General features: G+C 70.0%; 20 protein-coding genes. 15 read left to right on the top strand and 5 right to left on the bottom strand.

Annotated elements, in window-relative coordinates; translation table 11 throughout:
- Positions 1-20: 20 nt before the first annotated feature.
- The 10 genes from G4D86_RS41445 (at position 21) to dnaB (ending at position 8,903) form a co-directional block, all read left to right on the top strand.
- Positions 21-971, top strand: coding sequence for a ribose-phosphate pyrophosphokinase (locus G4D86_RS41445; RefSeq protein WP_164000009.1), 951 nt, complete (start codon positions 21-23; stop codon positions 969-971).
- A 179-nt stretch (positions 972-1,150) separates the two neighbouring features.
- On the top strand, positions 1,151-1,846 hold the full coding sequence (locus tag G4D86_RS41440) for a 50S ribosomal protein L25/general stress protein Ctc (protein WP_163999933.1): 696 nt from the start codon (positions 1,151-1,153) through the stop codon (positions 1,844-1,846).
- A gap of 78 nt (positions 1,847-1,924) precedes the next feature.
- The gene (pth, locus tag G4D86_RS41435; RefSeq protein ID WP_163999931.1) at positions 1,925-2,500 is read left to right on the top strand and encodes an aminoacyl-tRNA hydrolase; all 576 of its coding nucleotides are present in this window, start codon (positions 1,925-1,927) and stop codon (positions 2,498-2,500) included.
- A 285-nt stretch (positions 2,501-2,785) separates the two neighbouring features.
- Positions 2,786-3,256 carry a 30S ribosomal protein S6 gene (gene rpsF, locus G4D86_RS41430; RefSeq protein WP_163999929.1) on the top strand — a complete coding sequence of 157 codons (471 nt, stop codon included), beginning with the start codon at positions 2,786-2,788 and terminating at the stop codon, positions 3,254-3,256.
- Positions 3,257-3,306: 50 nt separating this feature from the next.
- Positions 3,307-3,723 carry a 30S ribosomal protein S18 gene (gene rpsR, locus G4D86_RS41425; RefSeq protein WP_163999927.1) on the top strand — a complete coding sequence of 139 codons (417 nt, stop codon included), beginning with the start codon at positions 3,307-3,309 and terminating at the stop codon, positions 3,721-3,723.
- A 26-nt stretch (positions 3,724-3,749) separates the two neighbouring features.
- Positions 3,750-4,193 carry a 50S ribosomal protein L9 gene (gene rplI, locus G4D86_RS41420; protein ID WP_163999924.1) on the top strand — a complete coding sequence of 148 codons (444 nt, stop codon included), beginning with the start codon at positions 3,750-3,752 and terminating at the stop codon, positions 4,191-4,193.
- Between the two features lie 173 nt (positions 4,194-4,366).
- The gene (locus tag G4D86_RS41415) at positions 4,367-5,533 is read left to right on the top strand and encodes an acyltransferase family protein (RefSeq protein ID WP_163999922.1); all 1,167 of its coding nucleotides are present in this window, start codon (positions 4,367-4,369) and stop codon (positions 5,531-5,533) included.
- A gap of 7 nt (positions 5,534-5,540) precedes the next feature.
- Positions 5,541-6,668 (top strand): sensor histidine kinase, encoded by a 1,128-nt coding sequence (locus G4D86_RS41410; protein ID WP_163999920.1) that lies wholly within the window; start codon positions 5,541-5,543, stop codon positions 6,666-6,668.
- Positions 6,665-7,435, top strand: a complete 771-nt coding sequence (locus tag G4D86_RS41405) for a LytR/AlgR family response regulator transcription factor (protein WP_163999918.1) — start codon at positions 6,665-6,667, stop codon at positions 7,433-7,435. The genes G4D86_RS41410 and G4D86_RS41405 overlap by 4 nt, the downstream gene beginning before the upstream one ends.
- 100 nt (positions 7,436-7,535) lie before the next feature.
- Complete coding sequence (gene dnaB / locus G4D86_RS41400; RefSeq protein WP_163999916.1) at positions 7,536-8,903, top strand: replicative DNA helicase; 1,368 nt, start codon at positions 7,536-7,538, stop codon at positions 8,901-8,903.
- Between the two features lie 133 nt (positions 8,904-9,036).
- Here dnaB and thiD read toward each other — a convergent pair whose 3' ends face one another.
- The 3 genes from thiD to thiE are packed head-to-tail and all read right to left on the bottom strand — an operon-like array spanning position 9,037 to position 11,282.
- Complete coding sequence (thiD, locus tag G4D86_RS41395) at positions 9,037-9,843, bottom strand: bifunctional hydroxymethylpyrimidine kinase/phosphomethylpyrimidine kinase (protein WP_163999913.1); 807 nt, start codon at positions 9,841-9,843, stop codon at positions 9,037-9,039.
- Positions 9,840-10,604, bottom strand: coding sequence for a gamma-glutamyl-gamma-aminobutyrate hydrolase family protein (locus G4D86_RS41390; protein ID WP_163999912.1), 765 nt, complete (start codon positions 10,602-10,604; stop codon positions 9,840-9,842). The genes thiD and G4D86_RS41390 overlap by 4 nt, the downstream gene beginning before the upstream one ends.
- Positions 10,605-10,625: 21 nt before the next feature.
- Positions 10,626-11,282, bottom strand: a complete 657-nt coding sequence (thiE, locus tag G4D86_RS41385; RefSeq protein ID WP_163999911.1) for a thiamine phosphate synthase — start codon at positions 11,280-11,282, stop codon at positions 10,626-10,628.
- Positions 11,283-11,373: 91 nt separating this feature from the next.
- Here thiE and G4D86_RS52355 point away from each other — a divergent pair, with 91 nt between their 5' ends.
- From G4D86_RS52355 to G4D86_RS41370, 3 genes are read left to right on the top strand one after another with little or no spacing between them, the layout of a single operon-like run.
- Positions 11,374-11,625 (top strand): hypothetical protein, encoded by a 252-nt coding sequence (locus tag G4D86_RS52355; protein ID WP_205520229.1) that lies wholly within the window; start codon positions 11,374-11,376, stop codon positions 11,623-11,625.
- Positions 11,622-11,936 carry a DUF1844 domain-containing protein gene (locus tag G4D86_RS41375; protein WP_163999909.1) on the top strand — a complete coding sequence of 105 codons (315 nt, stop codon included), beginning with the start codon at positions 11,622-11,624 and terminating at the stop codon, positions 11,934-11,936. The genes G4D86_RS52355 and G4D86_RS41375 overlap by 4 nt, the downstream gene beginning before the upstream one ends.
- On the top strand, positions 11,933-12,583 hold the full coding sequence (locus G4D86_RS41370) for a hypothetical protein (protein WP_240360776.1): 651 nt from the start codon (positions 11,933-11,935) through the stop codon (positions 12,581-12,583). The genes G4D86_RS41375 and G4D86_RS41370 overlap by 4 nt, the downstream gene beginning before the upstream one ends.
- A 24-nt stretch (positions 12,584-12,607) precedes the next feature.
- Here G4D86_RS41370 and G4D86_RS41365 read toward each other — a convergent pair whose 3' ends face one another.
- Positions 12,608-13,081, bottom strand: a complete 474-nt coding sequence (locus G4D86_RS41365) for a hypothetical protein (protein ID WP_240360775.1) — start codon at positions 13,079-13,081, stop codon at positions 12,608-12,610.
- Between the two features lie 289 nt (positions 13,082-13,370).
- On the opposite strand from G4D86_RS41365, the gene clpB reads away from it, so the two are divergent.
- Entirely contained in the window at positions 13,371-15,995 is a 2,625-nt protein-coding gene (gene clpB, locus G4D86_RS41360) for an ATP-dependent chaperone ClpB (protein ID WP_163999908.1), read from the top strand.
- A 151-nt stretch (positions 15,996-16,146) separates the two neighbouring features.
- Positions 16,147-17,115 (top strand): SAM-dependent methyltransferase, encoded by a 969-nt coding sequence (locus G4D86_RS41355; RefSeq protein WP_163999906.1) that lies wholly within the window; start codon positions 16,147-16,149, stop codon positions 17,113-17,115.
- Between the two features lie 9 nt (positions 17,116-17,124).
- Here G4D86_RS41355 and G4D86_RS41350 read toward each other — a convergent pair whose 3' ends face one another.
- Positions 17,125-18,264: an alkaline phosphatase gene (locus tag G4D86_RS41350; protein ID WP_163999904.1), complete on the bottom strand. Its 1,140-nt coding sequence runs from the start codon at positions 18,262-18,264 to the stop codon at positions 17,125-17,127.
- Between the last annotated feature and the right edge of the window lie 18 nt (positions 18,265-18,282).

Below are 18,282 nucleotides of genomic sequence, written 5' to 3'. Positions count from 1 at the left end.
GGTTAGTCAGCGGCCCCACCATGCAGCCGCGTGACTTCAAGGTGTTCGCCGGGAACTCGAATCCCGGCCTGGCGCATCGCATTTGCGAGTACCTCAAGCGCCCTCTGGGCAAGGCGGAGGTCGGTCGCTTCTCCGACGGGGAGATCCACGTCGAGATTGGAGAGAACGTCCGCGGTCACGACATCTTCGTGCTGCAGTCGACGTGTCCTCCGGCGAATGACCACCTGATGGAGCTGCTCATCATGTGCGACGCCCTCAAGCGGGCGAGCGCCGGCTCCATCACCGCCGTCATCCCCTACTACGGCTACGCCCGGCAGGACCGGAAGGTCGCCCCGCGCACGCCGATCACCGCGAAGCTGATCGCCGACCTGCTGGAGTCCTCCGGCGTCGAGCGCGTGGTGTCCATGGACATGCACGCCGGGCAGATCCAGGGCTTCTTCAACATCCCCTCGGACCACCTCTACGGCTCGCCGGTGTTCCTGGAGGACCTGCGCAAGCGCTTCCCCGACTCGCAGGAGCTGGTCATCGTCTCGCCGGACGCTGGCGGCGTGGAGCGCGCCCGCGCGTACTCGAAGCGGCTGAACACCGGCCTCGCCATCATCGACAAGCGCCGCCCGCGCCCCAACGCCTCCGAGGTGATGAACCTCATTGGCGACGTGAACGGGAAGGACGCCGTGCTGGTGGACGACATGGTGGACACCGCGGGCACGCTCACCCAGGCGGCCGCCGCGCTGAAGGCCAAGGGCGCGCGCCGGGTGGTGGCCTACGCCGTCCACCCCATCCTCTCCGGCCCGGCCATCCAGCGCATCACCGACTCGGTGCTGGAAGAGGTCGTCTTCACGGACACGGTGCCGCTGTCGCCCGCGGCGCAGTCCTGCTCGAAGATTCGCGTGCTCACCACCGAGCGCCTCTTCGGCGAGGCCATCGCCCGCATCCACCGCGCGGACTCGCTCAGCTCGCTCTTCGTCTGAGCCGGCGCCCGCCCGCCCGCCGGACGGCTTGACTCCAAGCCCTCCGGCTGGCATGTGCAGCCTCCTCCATTGGCTCCCTCGACCAGGGCGCCGTCTTCGGGGCCCGCCAATGGGGCGGGATGCCGAGGGCGCCAGGGCAGCCGGTGGCAACCGCAGTCCCCCTTTCGTGAGGCATTTCCATGTCCGTCGACAAGACCACCCTCGAGGCCCAGGCGCGTGAAGGTTCCGGCAAGGGCGTTGCCCGCCGTCTGCGCGCGAAGGGCGTGGTTCCCGCCGTGGTCTACGGCAAGCACCTGGCCAAGCCGGTGCACATCGCCGTGGACCCCAAGTCGGTCCGCGTGGCCATCAACACCCCGCACAAGTTCAACACCCTCATCCAGATCAAGGTGGGCGCGGACACCCACCAGGTCCTCCTGAAGGACTACCAGATGGACCCGCTGACCCGGGACATCCTCCACGTCGACTTCATCGCCGTGCGTGAGAACGAGCAGGTCAAGGTCAACCTGCCGCTGGTGCTCGTCGGCAAGGCGGCGGGCGTGGCGGACGGCGGTCTGCTCACGCAGATTCGCCGCGAGCTCGAGGTCTGGGCGCTGCCGAACGCCATCCCCGAGCGCATCGAGGTGGACGTGACGCCGCTGAAGATCAACGACGCCCTCCACGTCAACGACGTGAAGTTCCCCGCGGGCGTGTCCGTGAAGACGAGCGTCAACTACACCGTCGCGGTCCTCAGCGCGCCCGAGGCGGCCGAGGTGGCCCCCGTGGCGGCGGCTGCGGCGGCTCCGGCGGCGGCTGCGGCGGCTCCGGCGGCGGCGAAGGCGGGCGACAAGGCGGCTGCGGCTCCGGCCGCCGCGGCGAAGGCCCCGGCGAAGAAGTAGTCTTCGTCTCACGCAACCCTTCTGGAGCGGGGCTGGCCCGAAGCAGGGGCTGGCCCCGTTCTCGTTTCGGAGCCTCTCATGAAGCTCATCGTCGGGCTGGGCAACCCGGGGCGCGAGTACGAGCGGCACCGGCACAACATCGGGTTCATGGTGGTGGAGGCGCTGCTGCCCCGGGCGCGCGCCCAGCTCAACCAGGACAAGTTCGCCGCGAAGGTGGGCCAGGGCACGCTGGCCGGCGAGCGGGTGCTCTTCGTGGAGCCCCAGACGTTCATGAACCTGTCGGGCCGCTCGGTGGCGGAGGCCGCGCGCTTCTACAAGGTGCCGGTGGAGGACGTGCTCGTCATCCACGACGAACTGGACCTGCCCTTCGGCCGGCTCCAGCTCAAGGCGGGCGGCGGCAGCGGCGGCCACAACGGCCTCAAGAGCACCGTCTCCAGCCTGGGCGACGAGGGCTTCATCCGCCTGCGCTTCGGCATCGGCAAGCCGGAGGGCCCCAACGCCCGCGAGCGCGTGGCCGGCTACGTCCTGTCCAATTTCGACGACGGGGAGCGCCGGCAGTTGGAGGAACTCATCGGCCGCTCGGTGGACATGACGGAGACCTGGATTCGGGACGGGCTGTCGGTGGCCATGAACCGGTTCAACCGGAAGGCGTAGCCCCCAACAGGCCCGCCCCGGCACTTCCAGGGCGGCAGACGGGCGGCCGGGCCCTCCGGCCGCTTGACTTGGAGGGGGCCCCCTCCTAGAAGGCGCGTTCCCCCAGCGGGTGTAGGCCCGGTGGGATGTTCTTTCACAGCTTCCCGTGTTCGTGCACGGGACGTAGCGCGAAGGTGACGGGCGCGCGGTTTCCCGTCCCCGGCGGCAGGGCCTCCTGGCTTTGTTGACCGTTTCCCCGCTCCTCGGATTGTCCGGGGGGCACTCGACCCCAAGGGGAGAGAAAACATGGCTGAGACGCAGGCCGCGACGCGGCTTCGTGAGTACGAGACCATCTTCCTGGTCAAGCCGGACCTGACGGACGACAACGTGGACAAGCTCAAGGAGCGCGTCCGCGGCATCGTTGGTCGTGACGGTGGCAAGCTCCTTCGCTTCACGGTGTGGGGCAAGAAGAAGACCCTGTTCCCCGTGGCGAAGCAGCCCCGCGCCATCTACGTGCACGCCAGCTACCTGGGCGGCGCGAAGCTGGTGGCCGAGGTGGAGCGCAACCTCCGCAACCTCGACGAGGTCACCCGCTACATCTCCGTGAAGATCGCGGACGAAGTGGACCCCGAGACGCGTCCGGTCCTCGAGGACCTGAAGCTGGCCGGCGACGTCGAGGAGACCCGTCCGGGCGCTCCCGCGGAGCGCGAGGGCGGCTTCCGTGGCGGCGAGGAGCCGGGTGTCGAGGCGGAGGAGGAGTCGACCGAGGAGGCCTGAGGGCCACCGGGTCAACTCCCTAGGGACCAACCCAGGAATCGAGAACGCTCATGAGCAACGGAACTGAAAGCAAGACGGGCTCCAGCCCGGGCGGCCGCAGCGGCGGCTTCGGTGGTGGTGGTGGCGGCGGCGGTGGTTTTGGTGGTGGCGGCCGCGGTGGCGACCGCGGTGGCCGTGACGACCGCGGCGGTCGTGATGACCGCGGCGGCGGCATGGGTGGCGACGACGACAAGCGTGGTGGTGGACGCGGCTTCGGCCGCAAGAAGGTCTGCCGCTTCTGCGCCGAGAAGAACGCCTCCGTGGACTTCAAGGACCAGGCGACGCTGAAGTACTTCGTCACCGAGCGCGGCAAGATCATCCCCCGCCGCATCTCCGGCAACTGCGCGAAGCACCAGCGTGAGGTGGCGGTGGCCATCAAGCGCGCCCGTGGCATCGCGCTGCTCCCCTACAACGCGGTGGTCGGCTAGCCGCCGGTCCGCACAGGAGACTGAACATGAAGGTCATTCTGCGTGAGGACATCGACAACCTCGGCAAGTCCGGGGACCTCGTCACCGTGAAGGACGGCTTCGGCCGCAACTACCTGCTGCCTCGCAAGAAGGCGGTTCTCGCGAGCGAGCAGAACATGCGCCAGCTCGAGCACGAGAAGGCGGTGCTCACCGCCCGCAACGCCAAGCTGAAGGGCGCTGCGGAGGAGCAGGCGAAGAAGATTGGCAACATCAAGGTGACCATCAAGCGCAAGGTCGGCGAGCAGGACAAGCTCTTCGGCTCCGTCACCGCGCTGGACATCGCCGAGGCCGTTGCCGCCCAGGGTCAGACGGTGGATCGCCGTGCCCTCCACCTGCCCGAGCCCATCAAGTCGACGGGCCATTTCGAGGTGGAGCTGCGGCTGCACCGCGACGTGGTGGCGAAGATCAAGGTCGACGTGGTGGCCGAGTAGTCCTCGACTTTGCGTCGCTGAAGTTCGGAAGGCCGTCCGGGGCAACCCGGGCGGCCTTTCGCTTTTCCCGTGCCCCCTCCCGTCCGGCTCGCGCCGCGTCCGGTCCGTCCCACGACATCCGCGTGGAGCGTCATGCGCGCCGTGCGTATCCCGGTGTGGAAGGAGGCTCTCCCATGAGCACCATTGCCGCGCCGCACGCCGTTGACGAGCACCGCCCCGACCTGGACTGGCTCCGGGTGGTGGCCATCCTGCTGCTGCACCTGTTCCACACGGGGATGATGTTCAACCGGTGGGACTGGCACGTGAAGAGCGCCCAGGCGCTGACGTGGCTGGAGCCGCCCATGCAGGTGCTGCACCACGTCCGGATGCCGCTGTTGATGCTCATCTCCGGGGTGGGCACGGCCCTGGCGCTGCGGCGGCGCTCGGTGGGGATGTTCGCGAAGGACCGCGTGAAGCGGCTCTTCGGGCCGCTGGTGTTCGGCATGTTCGTGGTGGTGCCGCCGCAGATCTACATCGAGCTGTTGTTCCGCGGCCGGTTCCACGGGAGCTACGCGGAGTTCTACCCGTCGGTGTTCGACTTCGTGCCCTACCCCGCCGGCAGCTTCAGCTGGCACCACCTCTGGTTCGTCGCGTACCTCTTCGTCTTCTGCATGCTCGCGCTGCCGCTCTTCGCGGCGCTGGGCACGGCGCGCGGGCAGGCGCTACTCACGCGGGTGGAGGACTGGCTGTGCCGGGGGTGGAACGTGGCCTGGCTCTTCGCGCCGCTCGCGCTCAACTGGCTGCTCCTGCGCCACCACCCGGAGACGCACGCGCTCAGGGACGACCCGAGGACCTTCGGCCACTATGGCCTGCTCTTCCTGCTGGGGCACCTGCTGGGCCGCTGCCCGCGCGTGTGGGACCACCTGGCGGAGCGGCGGCGCGGGCTGCTGGTGGCGAGCGTCGTGCTCTTCGTCGTCATGTTTCCGGACGGCGAGTTCCCGCTGGTGCCGGAGGTGCTCGGCGCGCAGGCGGCGCTCTGGTTCTTCATCCTGACGGCGCTGGCCTGGGCGCGGGCGCGCATCCACGTGCGCCGGCCCTGGCTGAAGCACGCGCAGGAGCTGTCCTATCCCTTCTACATCCTCCACCAGACGGTCATCATCGTCGTGGGCTACGTGTTCCTGGCGCTCCCCGTGGGGCCGCTGGCGCTGTTCGGGCTGGTGCTCGTCGCGTCCTTCGGCGTCACCTGGGGACTGACCGAGGCCGTGGCGCGGGTGCCCTTCCTGAGGCCGTGCTTCGGGATGAAGCCGCGCGGCACCCGACGCACCGCGCTCCGGACGGCGGAGGCGGAGCATACTGCCTGACGCGCCCATGGCTTCCCTTCCCACCGAGAGCCCTTCCGTTCATGCCTCCGGCTGGCAGTGGCCGCGCCTGCGTGCGCGGACGGTGCTGGGGCTGTTCGCGCTCTTCCTCGGGATAGGGCTGTGGAACGGGCTGACGGTGTTCCTCACCATTCTCGGCAATGGCGGCAGCATCCCGGTGCTGGAGCCGTTCGTCTGGGAAATCACCGGGGCGCTGGGGGTCTGGGTCGTGCTGCCCATCCTCCACGCCGCCGTCATCAACGCGCCGGGCCCCCGCGTCGGCTGGGCGCGCTTCCTGGGCATCCACGTGGTGGGCTTCGTGCTCTTCACCACGCTGCACATGGTGGCGATGGTGCCGCCGAGGTACCCGCTCTACGCGCTGCTCGGCCTGGGGCACTACGACTATGGGGACCTGGCCTTCCGCATTCCCATGGAGGCCCAGAAGGACCTCATCGCGTACTCGGTGGCTGGGGCGCTCTGGAGCCTCCTCATCGCCTGGAGGGAGCGGCAGGCGCGGGCCGTGCGCGAGGCCACGCTGGAGAGCGAACTGCGGGAGGCCCGGCTCCAGGCGCTCACCGGGCAGCTGCACCCGCACTTCCTCTTCAACGCGCTGAACACCATCAGCGCGGTGATGTACGAGGACCTGGCGCGCACGGACCGGCTGCTGAGCGATTTGGGCGGCCTGCTGCGCGCCAGCCTGGAGCGCCAGGAGGCCACGTGGACGCTGGCGGAGGAGCGTGCCCATGCGGAGCGCTTCATCGCGCTGCTGGCGGCCCGCTTCGGCGAGCGCGTGACGGTGCGCTGGGACGTGGCGCCCGGGGTGGAAGGCGCGCGCGTGCCCTGCTTCGCGCTGCAGGCGCTGGTGGAGAACGCGGTGAAGCACAACCAGGACCGGCGCGAGCCGCTGGAAGTGCGCATCCGCGCGCGTGAGGACGGTGCGAGCGTGCTGCTGGAAGTGGAGGACACGGGACGCGGCTTCGGGGAGCCCTCTCCCGCGAAGGGGCCCGGCGTGGGGCTGACGCACCTGGAGCGCATCCTCGCGCTGCTGCACGGTGGACGGGCGCGGCTGGAGCGGGGGCAGGGACCGGAAGGCGGCGCGCGCGTGTCGCTGTGGCTGCCCCGCGAGGTGACGGCATGAAGCGCTTCAGCGTGCTCGTCGTCGACGACGAAGCCCCCGCGCGGGCGAAGGTGAAGCGCCTGCTCGCGGACGACGCCCGCTTCGTCCTCGCGGGCGAAGCGGTGGACGGAACAGACGCCCTCGCGCGCGTGGAGGCGCTGCGGCCGGACCTGCTCGTGCTCGACGTGCAGATGCCGGGGCTCACCGGCTTCGAGGTGCTGGAGTCACTCGGGCCGGAGGACTGCCCCGCGGTCATCTTCTCCACCGCCTACGACGCCTTCGCCCTGCGCGCCTTCGACGCGCATGCGGTGGACTACCTGCTCAAGCCCTACGACGCGGCCCGCTTCGGCCGGGCGCTCGATAAGGCGCATGCGGTGCTGATCGGCGGAGACAGCGAGGCCGGCCGGCTCCAGGCACTGCTGCAGGACCTGTCGCGCGCCACGCCCGCGCGCCCGCTGGAGCGGCTCGTCGTGAAGGTGGGCGAGGCCTGGGTGCCGCTGCGGCTGGACACCGTCTGGCGGCTGTCCTCCGAGGACAAGTACGTGCGGCTGTACACCGCCCAGGGCGAGCACCTCGTCCGCCAGAGCCTGCGCGCGCTGGAGGAGCGGTTGGATCCGGAGCGCTTCGTGCGCGTGCACCGGGGCGACATCGTCAACCTGGAGGCGGTGGCGAAGCTGGAGCCCTGGACGCACGGAGACGGCATCCTCGTCCTCAAGGACGGCACCACGGTGGTGCTCAGCCGCACGTGGCGTGAAGCCTTCCTCGAAAGATGGGGAATGGCGGGGTGAGCCAGGGGGTAGGATCCCCCTCCTCCGCCCACCCGGTGCTACAGGTCTGTTCCAGAAAATTGGGGGATGTCAGGGCCGCCTGTAGAGTGGGCGGGCAGCCATGGAAAACGTCCTGGAAATGAGAGAAGGCCGGCGGGTTCACGAGGACCTGGCCGCTGAGCGAGCGGTGCTGGGTGCCGTGCTCGCGGACAACACACTCATCGCCGCGGTCGGTGAGGTGGTCTTCCCGGACGACTTCTCCAGCCCCGCGCACGCGCAGATCTTCGCGGCGATGCTCAAGCTGGACGGCCAGTCCAAGCAGGTCGACCACCTGACGCTGGCCGAGGAGCTGAAAGTCCTCGGGCAGCTCGTCGCCGTGGGCGGCCCCGCGTACCTGATGCGGCTGGACCAGGTGGTGCCGCTGGCCTCCAACGCCGTCCAGTACGCGCAGATCGTCAAGGACCAGGCCATCCGCCGGCGCCTGGCCAACGTGGGCCGGGAGATCCAGGAGCTGGCCAGCTCGGAGACGGGCGAGCTGGAGGTGCTGCTCGACGAGGCCGAGCGCAAGGTGTTCCTCCTCGCGGAGAAGAAGCGCGAGGGCGACCTGCGCCCGGTCAGCGAGCTGATGGAGCAGACGCTCGACCTGCTCGACAAGATGAAGGCCGCGGCCACGGGCATCACGGGCCTGTCCACTGGCTACATCGACCTGGACAACCAGCTCACCGGCCTGCACGCGGGCGAGCTCATCATCCTCGCGGCGCGTCCCGGCATCGGCAAGACGTCCTTCGCGATGAACATCGCGGTGCACGCGGCCCTGAAGGAGAACAAGGCCGTCGGCATCTTCAGCCTGGAAATGCCGGCGGACCAGCTGCTCATGCGTCTGCTCGCGTCCACCGCGCGCGTGGACATGAAGAAGCTGCGCGGAGGCCGGCTGTCGCCGCACGACGAGGAGAAGTTCCAGGAGATGGCGGGCGCGCTCTACAACGCCCCCATCTACATCGACGACTCGGGCGGCCTGTCCCCGTTCGACCTGCGCGCCAAGGCGCGGCGTGTGAAGCAGAAGGACCCGCGGCTGTCGCTGCTGGTCATCGACTACCTCCAGCTGATGCACCAGAAGGGCAAGGTGGAGAGCCGCCAGCTGGAAGTGGCGGAAATCTCCCGCGCGCTCAAGCAGCTGGCGAAGGAGCTGGAGGTGCCCATCATCGCGCTCAGCCAGCTCAACCGTAAGGTGGAGGAGCGCAAGGGCGGCAAGCCCATGCTGTCGGACCTGCGCGAGTCCGGCTCCATCGAGCAGGACGCCGACGTGGTGATGTTCATCCACCGCGAGGAGACGGAGGAAGGCGCCGACGGCGCGCAGTCTACGCCCTCCAGCACCGTCATCCCGGTGGAGCTCATCGTCGCCAAGCAGCGTAACGGCCCCATCGGCTCCGTCGACCTGGTGTTCCTCTCGGAGTACACCCGCTTCGAGAGCCGCAGCCGCGGCGAGTAGGACCTCGACGCTTCAGGCGGGCCTTGCTCACGCAGCGAGCAGGGCCCGCGAAGCCCCATGCGGGCCGGGCCGCTCGCGAAGCATGACCGCGTCGGGCGTAGAACCCGCGACGCCCAGGCGGCTGGCTCCTGCACTAACCCGCTCGCAGGTAGCGTGCCACCAGCTCGCGCGCCGCGTTCACCGCGGCCTCCAGCGGATGGCCCTGGCCCAGCTCCGTGGCCAGCGCGGAGGCCAGCCGGCAGCCGGTGCCGCGGAGCTCGGGCGCGCGCTCCAACCACTCGCCGTGCAGCAGCCGAACCTCCGGCACCATCCACTTGCGCGTGGCCGGCCCCTCATCGCCCAACAGGTGCCTGCTCTTCACCGACACCATCGGCCCGGGCGTGGCCAGCACGTCCACCAGCCCCTCGTCACCCGGCAGGTGTCCGCCCTTCACCAGCACCGCGCCAAAGCCATACCGCACCAGCGCGCAGGCGACCTTCGCCGCCTCCTCCACCGAGCGGGGTGCGGGCTCGCCCAGCAGCCACCCCGCCTCGTCCAGGTTGGGCGTGAGCACCACGCGCGGCCCAGCCAGCGCCAGGTACGCCTTCGGGGACAGCCGTGACAGCACCTGTCCCCGGGACGTGCGCACCACCGGGTCCACCACCCACCACGCCTCCGTGCCCTGAAGCGCCGCGCGCGCGGCGGACAGCTGCGCGGGGCCGGGCACCATGCCCCACTTCACCGCGTGCAGCGGCCCCAGCTCGCACGCGGCGGCCACCTGCGCGGCCACCATGCGCGGCGACGAGGCCACCCAGGTGAACGTCGTGGTGCCCTGCGCCGTCTGGGCCATGGGCACCGCCACCGGCTGGCCGCCTCGCGCGAGCACGGCCGACACGTCCGCCAGCAACCCCGCCCTCCCCGTGGGCTCGTGCCCGGCCAAGAGGAGGACGCGCGGACTCACCGCCGGTGCTCGCGCGCCTTCTGCACGAAGGACTTGTACAGGCCCATGTGCACGGGAATCGTCGTGGCCATGTACTCGGGGTGCCACTGCACGCCCACCGCGAAGCCGTGCACGGTGGACTCAATCGCCTCCACCACGCCGTCCGGCGCCACCGCGCACACCACCGCGTCCTTGCCCGCCGCGCGCACCGACTGGTGGTGCGTGGAGTTGACCATCAACTGGCCGTGCCCCACCGCCTCCGCCAGCAGCGTGCCGCTCTTCACTTCCACCGGGTGCTGCGGCTGGGTGCGGTCATGCTTCTGCTCGTGCTCGCGAGCACCCTGCACCTCGCGGCCGATGTCCTGGAACAACGTGCCGCCCAGCACGACGTTGAGCAGCTGCATGCCACCGCAGATGCCCAGCACCGGCATGTTGCGCTTGAGCGCGCCGCGCATCAGCGCCGCCTCGAACGCGGTGCGCCCCTCCTTCAGCGCCCCCAGCCCCTCGCGCGCGGCCTCGCCGTACGCCTCCGGGGGGATGTCGAACGCGCCACCGGTGACGAGCACCCCGGAGACGCGGTCCAGGTATGCCTCCACGCACGACGGGTCGTCGGTGTACGGCAACACGAAGGGCAGGCCCCCCGTGCGCATCACCGCGTCCGAGTACGGCACCTTCAGCTCGTAGCGGGCGAAGGCCTGGTCCTCGGGCTGACTCCAGTCCGGGGTGATGCCGATGTTCGGGCGGCGCGGCGGCGGCCCGTGGTGTCGCGGATGGTTGTTCATGGGGCTCCTGAGCGGGCGAGGCTAGTCCCCCGCCCCGCCCCGTTCAAACGCGGCCACCAGTTGCCGCACCCGCTCGGCGATGTCCCCGGCGAGCAGGGCATCGGAAACCACCGCCGCGCCATGCGCCCCCGCCGCCGCCACCCGGGAGATGTTCGCCAGCCCCACGCCGCCAATGCCCACCACCGGCAGCGGGCTGCCCTTCACCACCGCGGCGAACGCTTCCAGCCCCAGCACCGGCGCCGCCACCTGCTTCGTCGTCGTGCCGAAGAGCGGCCCCACGCCCACGTAGTCCGCACCCGCCTCGCGCGCCGCCCGCGCTCCGTCCACGCCGCGCACCGTGACGCCCACCAGCCGGCCAGGCCCGAGCAGCTCGCGCGCGGCCTCCGGCGGCAAGTCCTCGTCCCCCACGTGCACCCCGTCAGCCCCCGCCAGCAGCGCCAGGTCCACCCTGTCGTTCAGCAGGCACAGCGCCCCCGCGCGCCGGCACAGCGCGGCCACCTCGCGCGCGGCCGCCAGTGCCTCCCGGGGCGGTGTGCGCTTCATGCGCAGCTGCACCACCCGAGCCCCACCGGCCACCAGCCGTGCCGCCTTGTCCACCAGCGGAACATCCGGGAGGACGGTATCGTCACACAGCAGGTACGGGCCGCGGGGAAGCATGGGGCGGGGCGGTGCGTTCATCGGCTCTGGAAGGCGGCTCGGCGGCGTTGACAGGCGCCCTCCCTGCTATAAGGTGGCGCGCTGTTTTCCAAGCAATTCTGAGGATTTGAACATGGCGGATTCGGCTGACCCGAAGTACCTCGACAAGCGCACGGCGGACCGGTACCTGCGCTCCGGTCACCTGGACGAGAAGGCGTACGAGCGCCACATCAAGGGCCTGCCGGACGTGCAGGAGAAGTCCGTCCCCATCGAGACGCTCATGCTCGACGACGTCGACGACTTCGAGGATGACGAGGACGACATCGACGAGGATGAGGACGAGTCCGACGAGGGCTCCGAGGACGAGGGTCCGGCCTCCGCATGAGCTCCGGGGACGAGAAGCGCGGCGAGACCTTCGTGATGCGGGGGGAAGCGCGCTCCGCGTCCGAGGAGTCCATTTCCTTCAGCACCTTCATCGTGGGGCTGGGCACCGCGGTGCTCATCCACCTCGGTGACGCTCCCAATCCGGAGACGGGCCAGACGGCGCGGGACTTGCCGTTGGCCCGGCAGAACCTGGACCTGCTCTCCATGCTGCGCGTGAAGACGAAGGGGAACCTCACGGCCGAGGAGGAGAAGCTCTTCGACGGGCTCCTCACCGACTTGCGCCTGCGCTTCGTGGAGGCGACCAAGCGGTGACGGTGTCTGCTTCCCGCTCGAGCGGGCTTCCTCGTGGCATCCGCTTCGCCGCCATGGTGGGCCTCGTGCTCGCCGCCCTCACCGGCTGGTCCGCGCTGAGCGAGGCCACCCACCTGGCCCACTTCTACGAGGCGCGCGAGCGCCAGCTGGAGAACGAGTTCCCCGCCTGGATGGGCGACAAGGCCCTCATGGAGACGGTGGTGCGGACGCAGTACTCCGCCCTCGAGCCCATGCGCGAGCCGCGCACCGTCCTGATGGGGGTGCTCTCCATCGCGTGTGCCTTCGTCTTCGTCGCCGCCGCCCGCATGCTCCGTCCGGATGGGCTGCCGCGCGAGGGCATGCGCCGCCTGCTCGGCCGCGCCGCAATCACCGTGGCCGTGCTGCGCACCATCGACGGCGCCCAGTTCGCCGTGGTGTCGCGGCGCATGGGCACCGCGCTGGCGCAGAGCATGAAGAACCTGCCGGCGTACCAGGACCCGGTGGCCGCGGACATGGTGAGCACCCTCGCGCCGTGGTTCGCCGTGGGGCTCTCCGTGCTCGGCACGGCCCTGGTGGCGGGCACCTTCGCCCTGCTCGGCCAGTACTTCCGCAGTGACTCCGTGCGGGACGCCGTCCTCGCCAGGGAGCCGGCGACCGAAGAGGAGTAGCCGCCCCGGTGCGGGGGCGCCCCTTCAGTGGGCGTCCGGCCCGAGGTGCGGCACCTGCGAGCCCGGCAGCAGGGCCTCCAGCGCCGACGCGCTGTCCTGCTCCGAGCCATCCAGCGCCAGCACGCGGCCGGGCACCGCCAGTGGCAGGCGCAGCAATTCCTTGCGCGTGAGGCCGAAGACGTAGGCCAGGTGGCCCATGGGCCAACGCTCCTGCATGTGCTTGAAGGCCGCGTCGTCCACGTCCTCCGGACGGCCGGGCAACTCCACGTCCTCGTAGACCACCCGCTCGCCACCCACGCGCCTGCCGTTGCCGTAGGCGATGACCTGCTCGCCCTCGTCTGGATCATGCACGTAGGCGTGCACCGTGACGTTGGCGGCCCGGGACAGGAGCCTCGGCAGCGCGTGGTGTGCCGCGTACCAGTGCGCGCCCTGGCGTCCGGCGGAGAAGGGGCCCACGTACGCCAGCCGTACCACCTTGCGGCGCCGGTTCACCGTCACGTGCAGGCCGCCGGCGCCGGTGGCGCCGTCCAGCGCCAGCGCCTCGCGCGCCAGCCGGATCAGCTCCAGCCCGCCCAGGCTTTCGAGTCGTACGAGATAACCGCCGTGCGCTTCCAGGTTTCAGCCCCCCGAGGATGGGCGCCGCCTATACCCGGCCCGAGCCCACATGGCAACTCCGGCTCCTTGAAAGCCCGGATGCTACCAGGAGTCCAAAGTATTCCATGACAGGCAGACACTCCGACGCACTGCGCCAACTTGCCAAGGGGGGTTCGGCTCTTACGTTGTTGACATGCGACTCGACAAATACACGGTGAAGGCGCAGGAGGCGATCCAGGAAGGCCAGTCGCTTGCTCGGCGGGCGGACAACCCGCAGTACGAGCCGGAGCACCTGGCGACCGCGCTCCTGGGCCAGAAGGACGGCATCGTCGAGCCCCTGCTGCGGAAGATTGGCGCGGACGCGAAGCTGTTCGCCGCCCGCCTCGCCGAGGCCCTCGGAAAGCTTCCCAAGATGCAGGGCGGCGAGAGCGCGATTCTGGGCCAGCGCCTGCTCAAGCTTTTCGACAAGGCCGAGGACGAGGCCAAGTCCCTCAAGGACGAGTTCGTCTCCTCGGAGCACCTGCTGCTCGCGCTGACGCACGACAAGGGCGCGGTGGGCGAGGTGACGAAGTCCTCGGGCGTGACGAGAGACCGCGTCCTCGCGGGCCTCAAGGAGGTCCGCGGCTCCGGGCGCGTGACGAGCCAGGACGCGGAGGCCACCTACCAGGCGCTGGAGAAGTACGGGCGCGACCTCACGGAGGCGGCGCGCTCCGGCAAGCTGGACCCCGTCATCGGCCGCGACGAGGAGATCCGCCGCTGCATCCAAGTGCTCAGCCGCCGCACCAAGAACAACCCGGTGCTCATCGGTGAGCCGGGCGTGGGCAAGACGGCCATCGCCGAGGGACTCGCGCGCCGCATCATCGATGGCGACGTTCCCGAGGGGCTGAAGAACAAGCGACTGGTGTCCCTGGACCTCGGGGCCATGGTGGCCGGCGCGAAGTACCGCGGCGAGTTCGAGGAGCGCCTCAAGGCCGTCCTGAAGGAAATCGCGGACGCGGCCGGGGAGATCATCCTCTTCATCGACGAGATGCACACCATCGTCGGCGCGGGCAAGGCGGAAGGCGCCATGGACGCGGGCAACATGCTCAAGCCGGCGCTGGCGCGCGGCGAGCTGCACTGCATCGGCGCCACCACGCTGGACGAGTACCGCAAGCACATCGAAAAGGACGCGGCCCTGGAGCGGCGCTTCCAGCCCGTCATGGTGGGCGAGCCCAGCGTACACGACACCATCAGCATCCTTCGCGGCCTGAAGGAGCGCTACGAGGTGCACCACGGCGTGCGCATCCAGGACAACGCCCTGGTCGCCGCCGCCACGCTCAGCCACCGCTACATCGCGGACCGCTTCCTCCCGGACAAGGCCATCGACCTCGTGGACGAGGCCTCCAGCCGCCTGCGCATCGAAATCGACTCCATGCCCACGGAGCTGGACGACGTGCGCCGCAAGGTGATGCAGCTCCAGATTGAGAAGGAAGGCCTCAAGAAGGAGACGGACCCGCACTCGCAGGAGCGCCTGGGCCAGATCGAGAAGGAGCTGGCCAACCTGAGCGAGAAGTTCAACGCGCTCAAGGCGCACTGGGACGCGGAGAAGACGGCCATCAGCGCCATCCGCGGCCTGAAGGAGAAGCTGGAGAAGGCGAAGAACGACCAGGCGGCGGCCGAGCGTCAGGGCGACCTGAACCGGGCGGCGGAGCTGAAGTTCGGCGTGATTCCCTCGCTGGAGAAGGAGGTGAAGGCGCAGAACGAGAAGCTGGCCGAGCTGCAGAAGAACCAGAAGTTCCTCAAGGAAGAAGTGGACGCGGAGGACATCGCCGAAGTCGTGGCCAAGTGGACGGGCATCCCCGTCTCGCGGCTGATGGAGGGCGAGGTCCAGAAGCTGGTCCACATGGAGGAGCGGCTCGCCAAGCGCGTCATCGGCCAGCGCAGCGCCATTGAGGCCGTGTCCAACGCCGTGCGCCGCGCGCGCAGCGGGTTGCAGGACCCGAACCGGCCCATCGGCTCGTTCATCTTCCTGGGCCCCACGGGCGTCGGAAAGACGGAGACGGCGAAGGCCCTCGCGGAGTTCCTCTTCGACGACGACTCAGCCATGGTCCGCATCGACATGTCCGAGTACATGGAGAAGCACGCCGTGTCGCGACTGGTCGGCGCGCCGCCGGGCTACGTCGGCTACGAGGAGGGCGGCCAGCTCACCGAGGCGGTGCGCCGGCGGCCGTACACGGTGGTGCTCTTCGACGAAATCGAGAAGGCGCACCATGACGTGTTCAACGTCCTCCTCCAGATTCTCGATGAGGGCCGGCTGACGGACAGCCAGGGCCGCACGGTGGACTTCAAGAACGCGGTGCTCATCATGACGTCCAACCTGGGCTCGCAGGACATCCAGGCCGGCATGGCGGGCAAGGACGAGCTGGACGAGAAGACGCGCGACGAGGTGATGGACGCGCTGCGCGGCCACTTCCGCCCGGAGTTCCTCAACCGCGTGGACGAAGTCGTCATCTTCGAGCCGCTGCGCAAGAAGGACATCTACCGCATCGTCGACCTGCAGCTCGCGAGGCTGTCGAAGCTGCTCGCCGACAAGCGGCTCACGCTGGAGCTGACGGACAAGGCGCGCGACTTCCTCGCGGAGCGCGGCTACGACCCGACGTACGGCGCCCGGCCGCTGAAGCGGGCCGTGCAGAAGTACCTGCTGGACCCCATGGCCCTGAAGGTGCTCAGCGGCGAGTTCCTCCCGGGCGACCACATCCAGGCCGACGCGGGCCCCGACGGGCTCGTGTTCGCCAAGGTGCTGGTGGACGCCTCGAAGAACGTGAAGCGCTCGGCGTAGCGCGCGGCACGGCACGGTGGAGTGGAAGGGCCCGGTGTTGGGAGGAAGACACTCCCGGCATCCGGGCCCTTCGTCTATCTCCGAGCGTTCCTCGCTATTCATGCAAATCCAGTGACTCGGATATGCTGCCCGCACGACTCGGGAGGAGTGGATGCTCGAAGTGGTGAAGGTGGCAACGCGCTTGAAGAATGCGCTGCTGGCGGACGCGGCGCGCTTCTACACGGAGGACGTGGGCCCGTGGGTGCCCGGCATGCCCACGCCCCAGCAGGTACGCCCTGGGACGGGGCGCGAGCCGCTGTGGCTGAACCTGGGCTACTGGCGCGACGTGGAGAAGGTGGACGAGAACAACTGCGAGCGGGTGGGTGAGCTGTTCCCCGCCGCCCAGTCCCAGATGGCACACCTGTTGGCGCGGACGGCGCGGCTGGGCGCGGGCGAGTCGGTGCTGGACTGCGGCTTCGGCTATGGAGACCAGGACCTGCTCTGGGCCGAGTCCTACAAGCCAGCGCGCATCGCCGGCATCAACGTCACTCCGACGCAGGTGCGCATCGCGAGCGAGCGCGCGCGGCTCGTCGGCCTGGACAACGTCATCCGGCTGATGGAGGGCTCCGCGACGAGCCTGCCCTTCGGGGCCGGCGAGTTCGACGTCGTCTTCGCCCTGGAGTCCGCCCTGCACTTCAAGACGCGCCGGGACTTCCTGCGCGAGGCCTTCCGCGTGCTACGCCCCGGCGGCCGGCTGGTGATGGCGGACATGTGCATGAAGACGGACCGCGAGGCCGGGCTGGGACTGCGCCGCCGCCTGCACCTGCGCTACTGGCGCGGCCGCATCGCCATGCCCGAGTCGAACGTGTGGACGTCGCAGCGCTACGTCGCCGAGCTGCAGCGGGCGGGATTCAAGAACGCAAAGCTGGAGTCCATCGCCCTGGATGTGTACCCGGGCGCCAACACCGCCTTCACCGCCCTGCACAGCCTGACGCGCCACCAGCGCGAGCCCGGCGCGATGTCGATGGACCAGGTCCGCGAGAATGTGCGCAAGGCCCGGGAGACGGACCCCGGCCAGCTCTTCTGGCACCTGCACTACAACACCGACGAGTACGGGCTGGTCTACGCCGAGAAGGCCTGACGCCCGCGCTCAGCGGCCGCCAGCCACGCTGCCCGTGGAGACACGGGCGGCGTGGGACGTGGCCTGCGCCGGCTCCGCGCTCACGCCGTAGAGCGCCTGCACCTTGTGGGCAATCTCCGTGTTCTCGTAGAAGCCGATGAACCGCTCGGAGCCCGGCCCGAGCGCGAAGAGCGGGACGAGCGAGCCGGTGTGCGTCTTGGTGCCGAACTCCAGCGCCACGCCCCCGGCCGGGTCCGCGAGCACGCGCAGCCCACCCGTCTCGTGGTCGCCGACGACGAGCACCAGCGTGTCACCGCGCTGCCGCGCGAAGTCCGCGACGACGCCCACCGTCTCGTCGAAGGAGCGCAGGCTGTCGCGCAGGTCGTCGGCCGCATTCTCATGGCTGGCCGTGTCCGTGCCCTCGTGCTCCAGGAGGAGGAAGAAGCCATCCGGGTCCGTGGACAGGCGCGCCAGCGCCCAGCGCGCGAGGTCCGGCAGCCGCGCGCCCGGGACGTCCGCGGCGTTCTTCTGCGAGGGGAAGACGGCGAGCGCCTTCGTCGCCGGGGCCGAGGCGAGCGCGGCGGGCTCGGTGATGAGTGACCAGCCGTGCTGCGCGGCCGCGGTGGACAACGCCGGCAGTCCGTCCGTGCCGAACAGCTCCGCGCCGCCTCCCGCGACGAGGTCCACGTCGCTGGCGAGGAGCTGATGGACGATGTCCGCCACCTGGTCGCGGCGCGCGGTGTGGACGGCGAAGGCCGCGGGCGTGGCGTCCCCGAAGAAGGTGGTCGTCACCAGCCCCGTCGCCCGCCCCTGCCCCTCAGCCAGCTCGAGGAGCGTGGTGAGCGGATGTCCCTGCGGGTCCACGCCCAGCATCCGGTTGTTCGACTTCGTCCCGGTCGCCATCGCCGTGGCCGCCGCCGCCGAGTCGGTCACCACCGAGTTCGCCGAGCGCGTGGAGACCATGCCCGTCACCGGGAAGCGGCCCGCCGCGAAGGCCTCGCCCCGGAGGAGCCGGGCCGCCGCGAAGTGCGAGGGGCCCATGCCGTCACCCACCATCAGGACGACGTTCTTCGGGAGGACGGCATGCGCCTGTGGCACCGCGGCCGGGACGCTCCGGCAGGACAGCGCGAGGACGGCGGGGATGGCGAACAGCGAGCGCAGGCGGGGCATGGGGTGTCCTTTGCCCGT

The sequence above is a fragment of the Pyxidicoccus caerfyrddinensis genome (assembly GCF_010894405.1).
In the GTDB taxonomy this organism is placed as follows: Bacteria; Myxococcota; Myxococcia; order Myxococcales; family Myxococcaceae; genus Myxococcus; species Myxococcus caerfyrddinensis.
The sequence above is the reverse complement of the archived record's forward strand: the minus strand, read 5'-3'. Positions and strand labels throughout refer to the sequence as shown.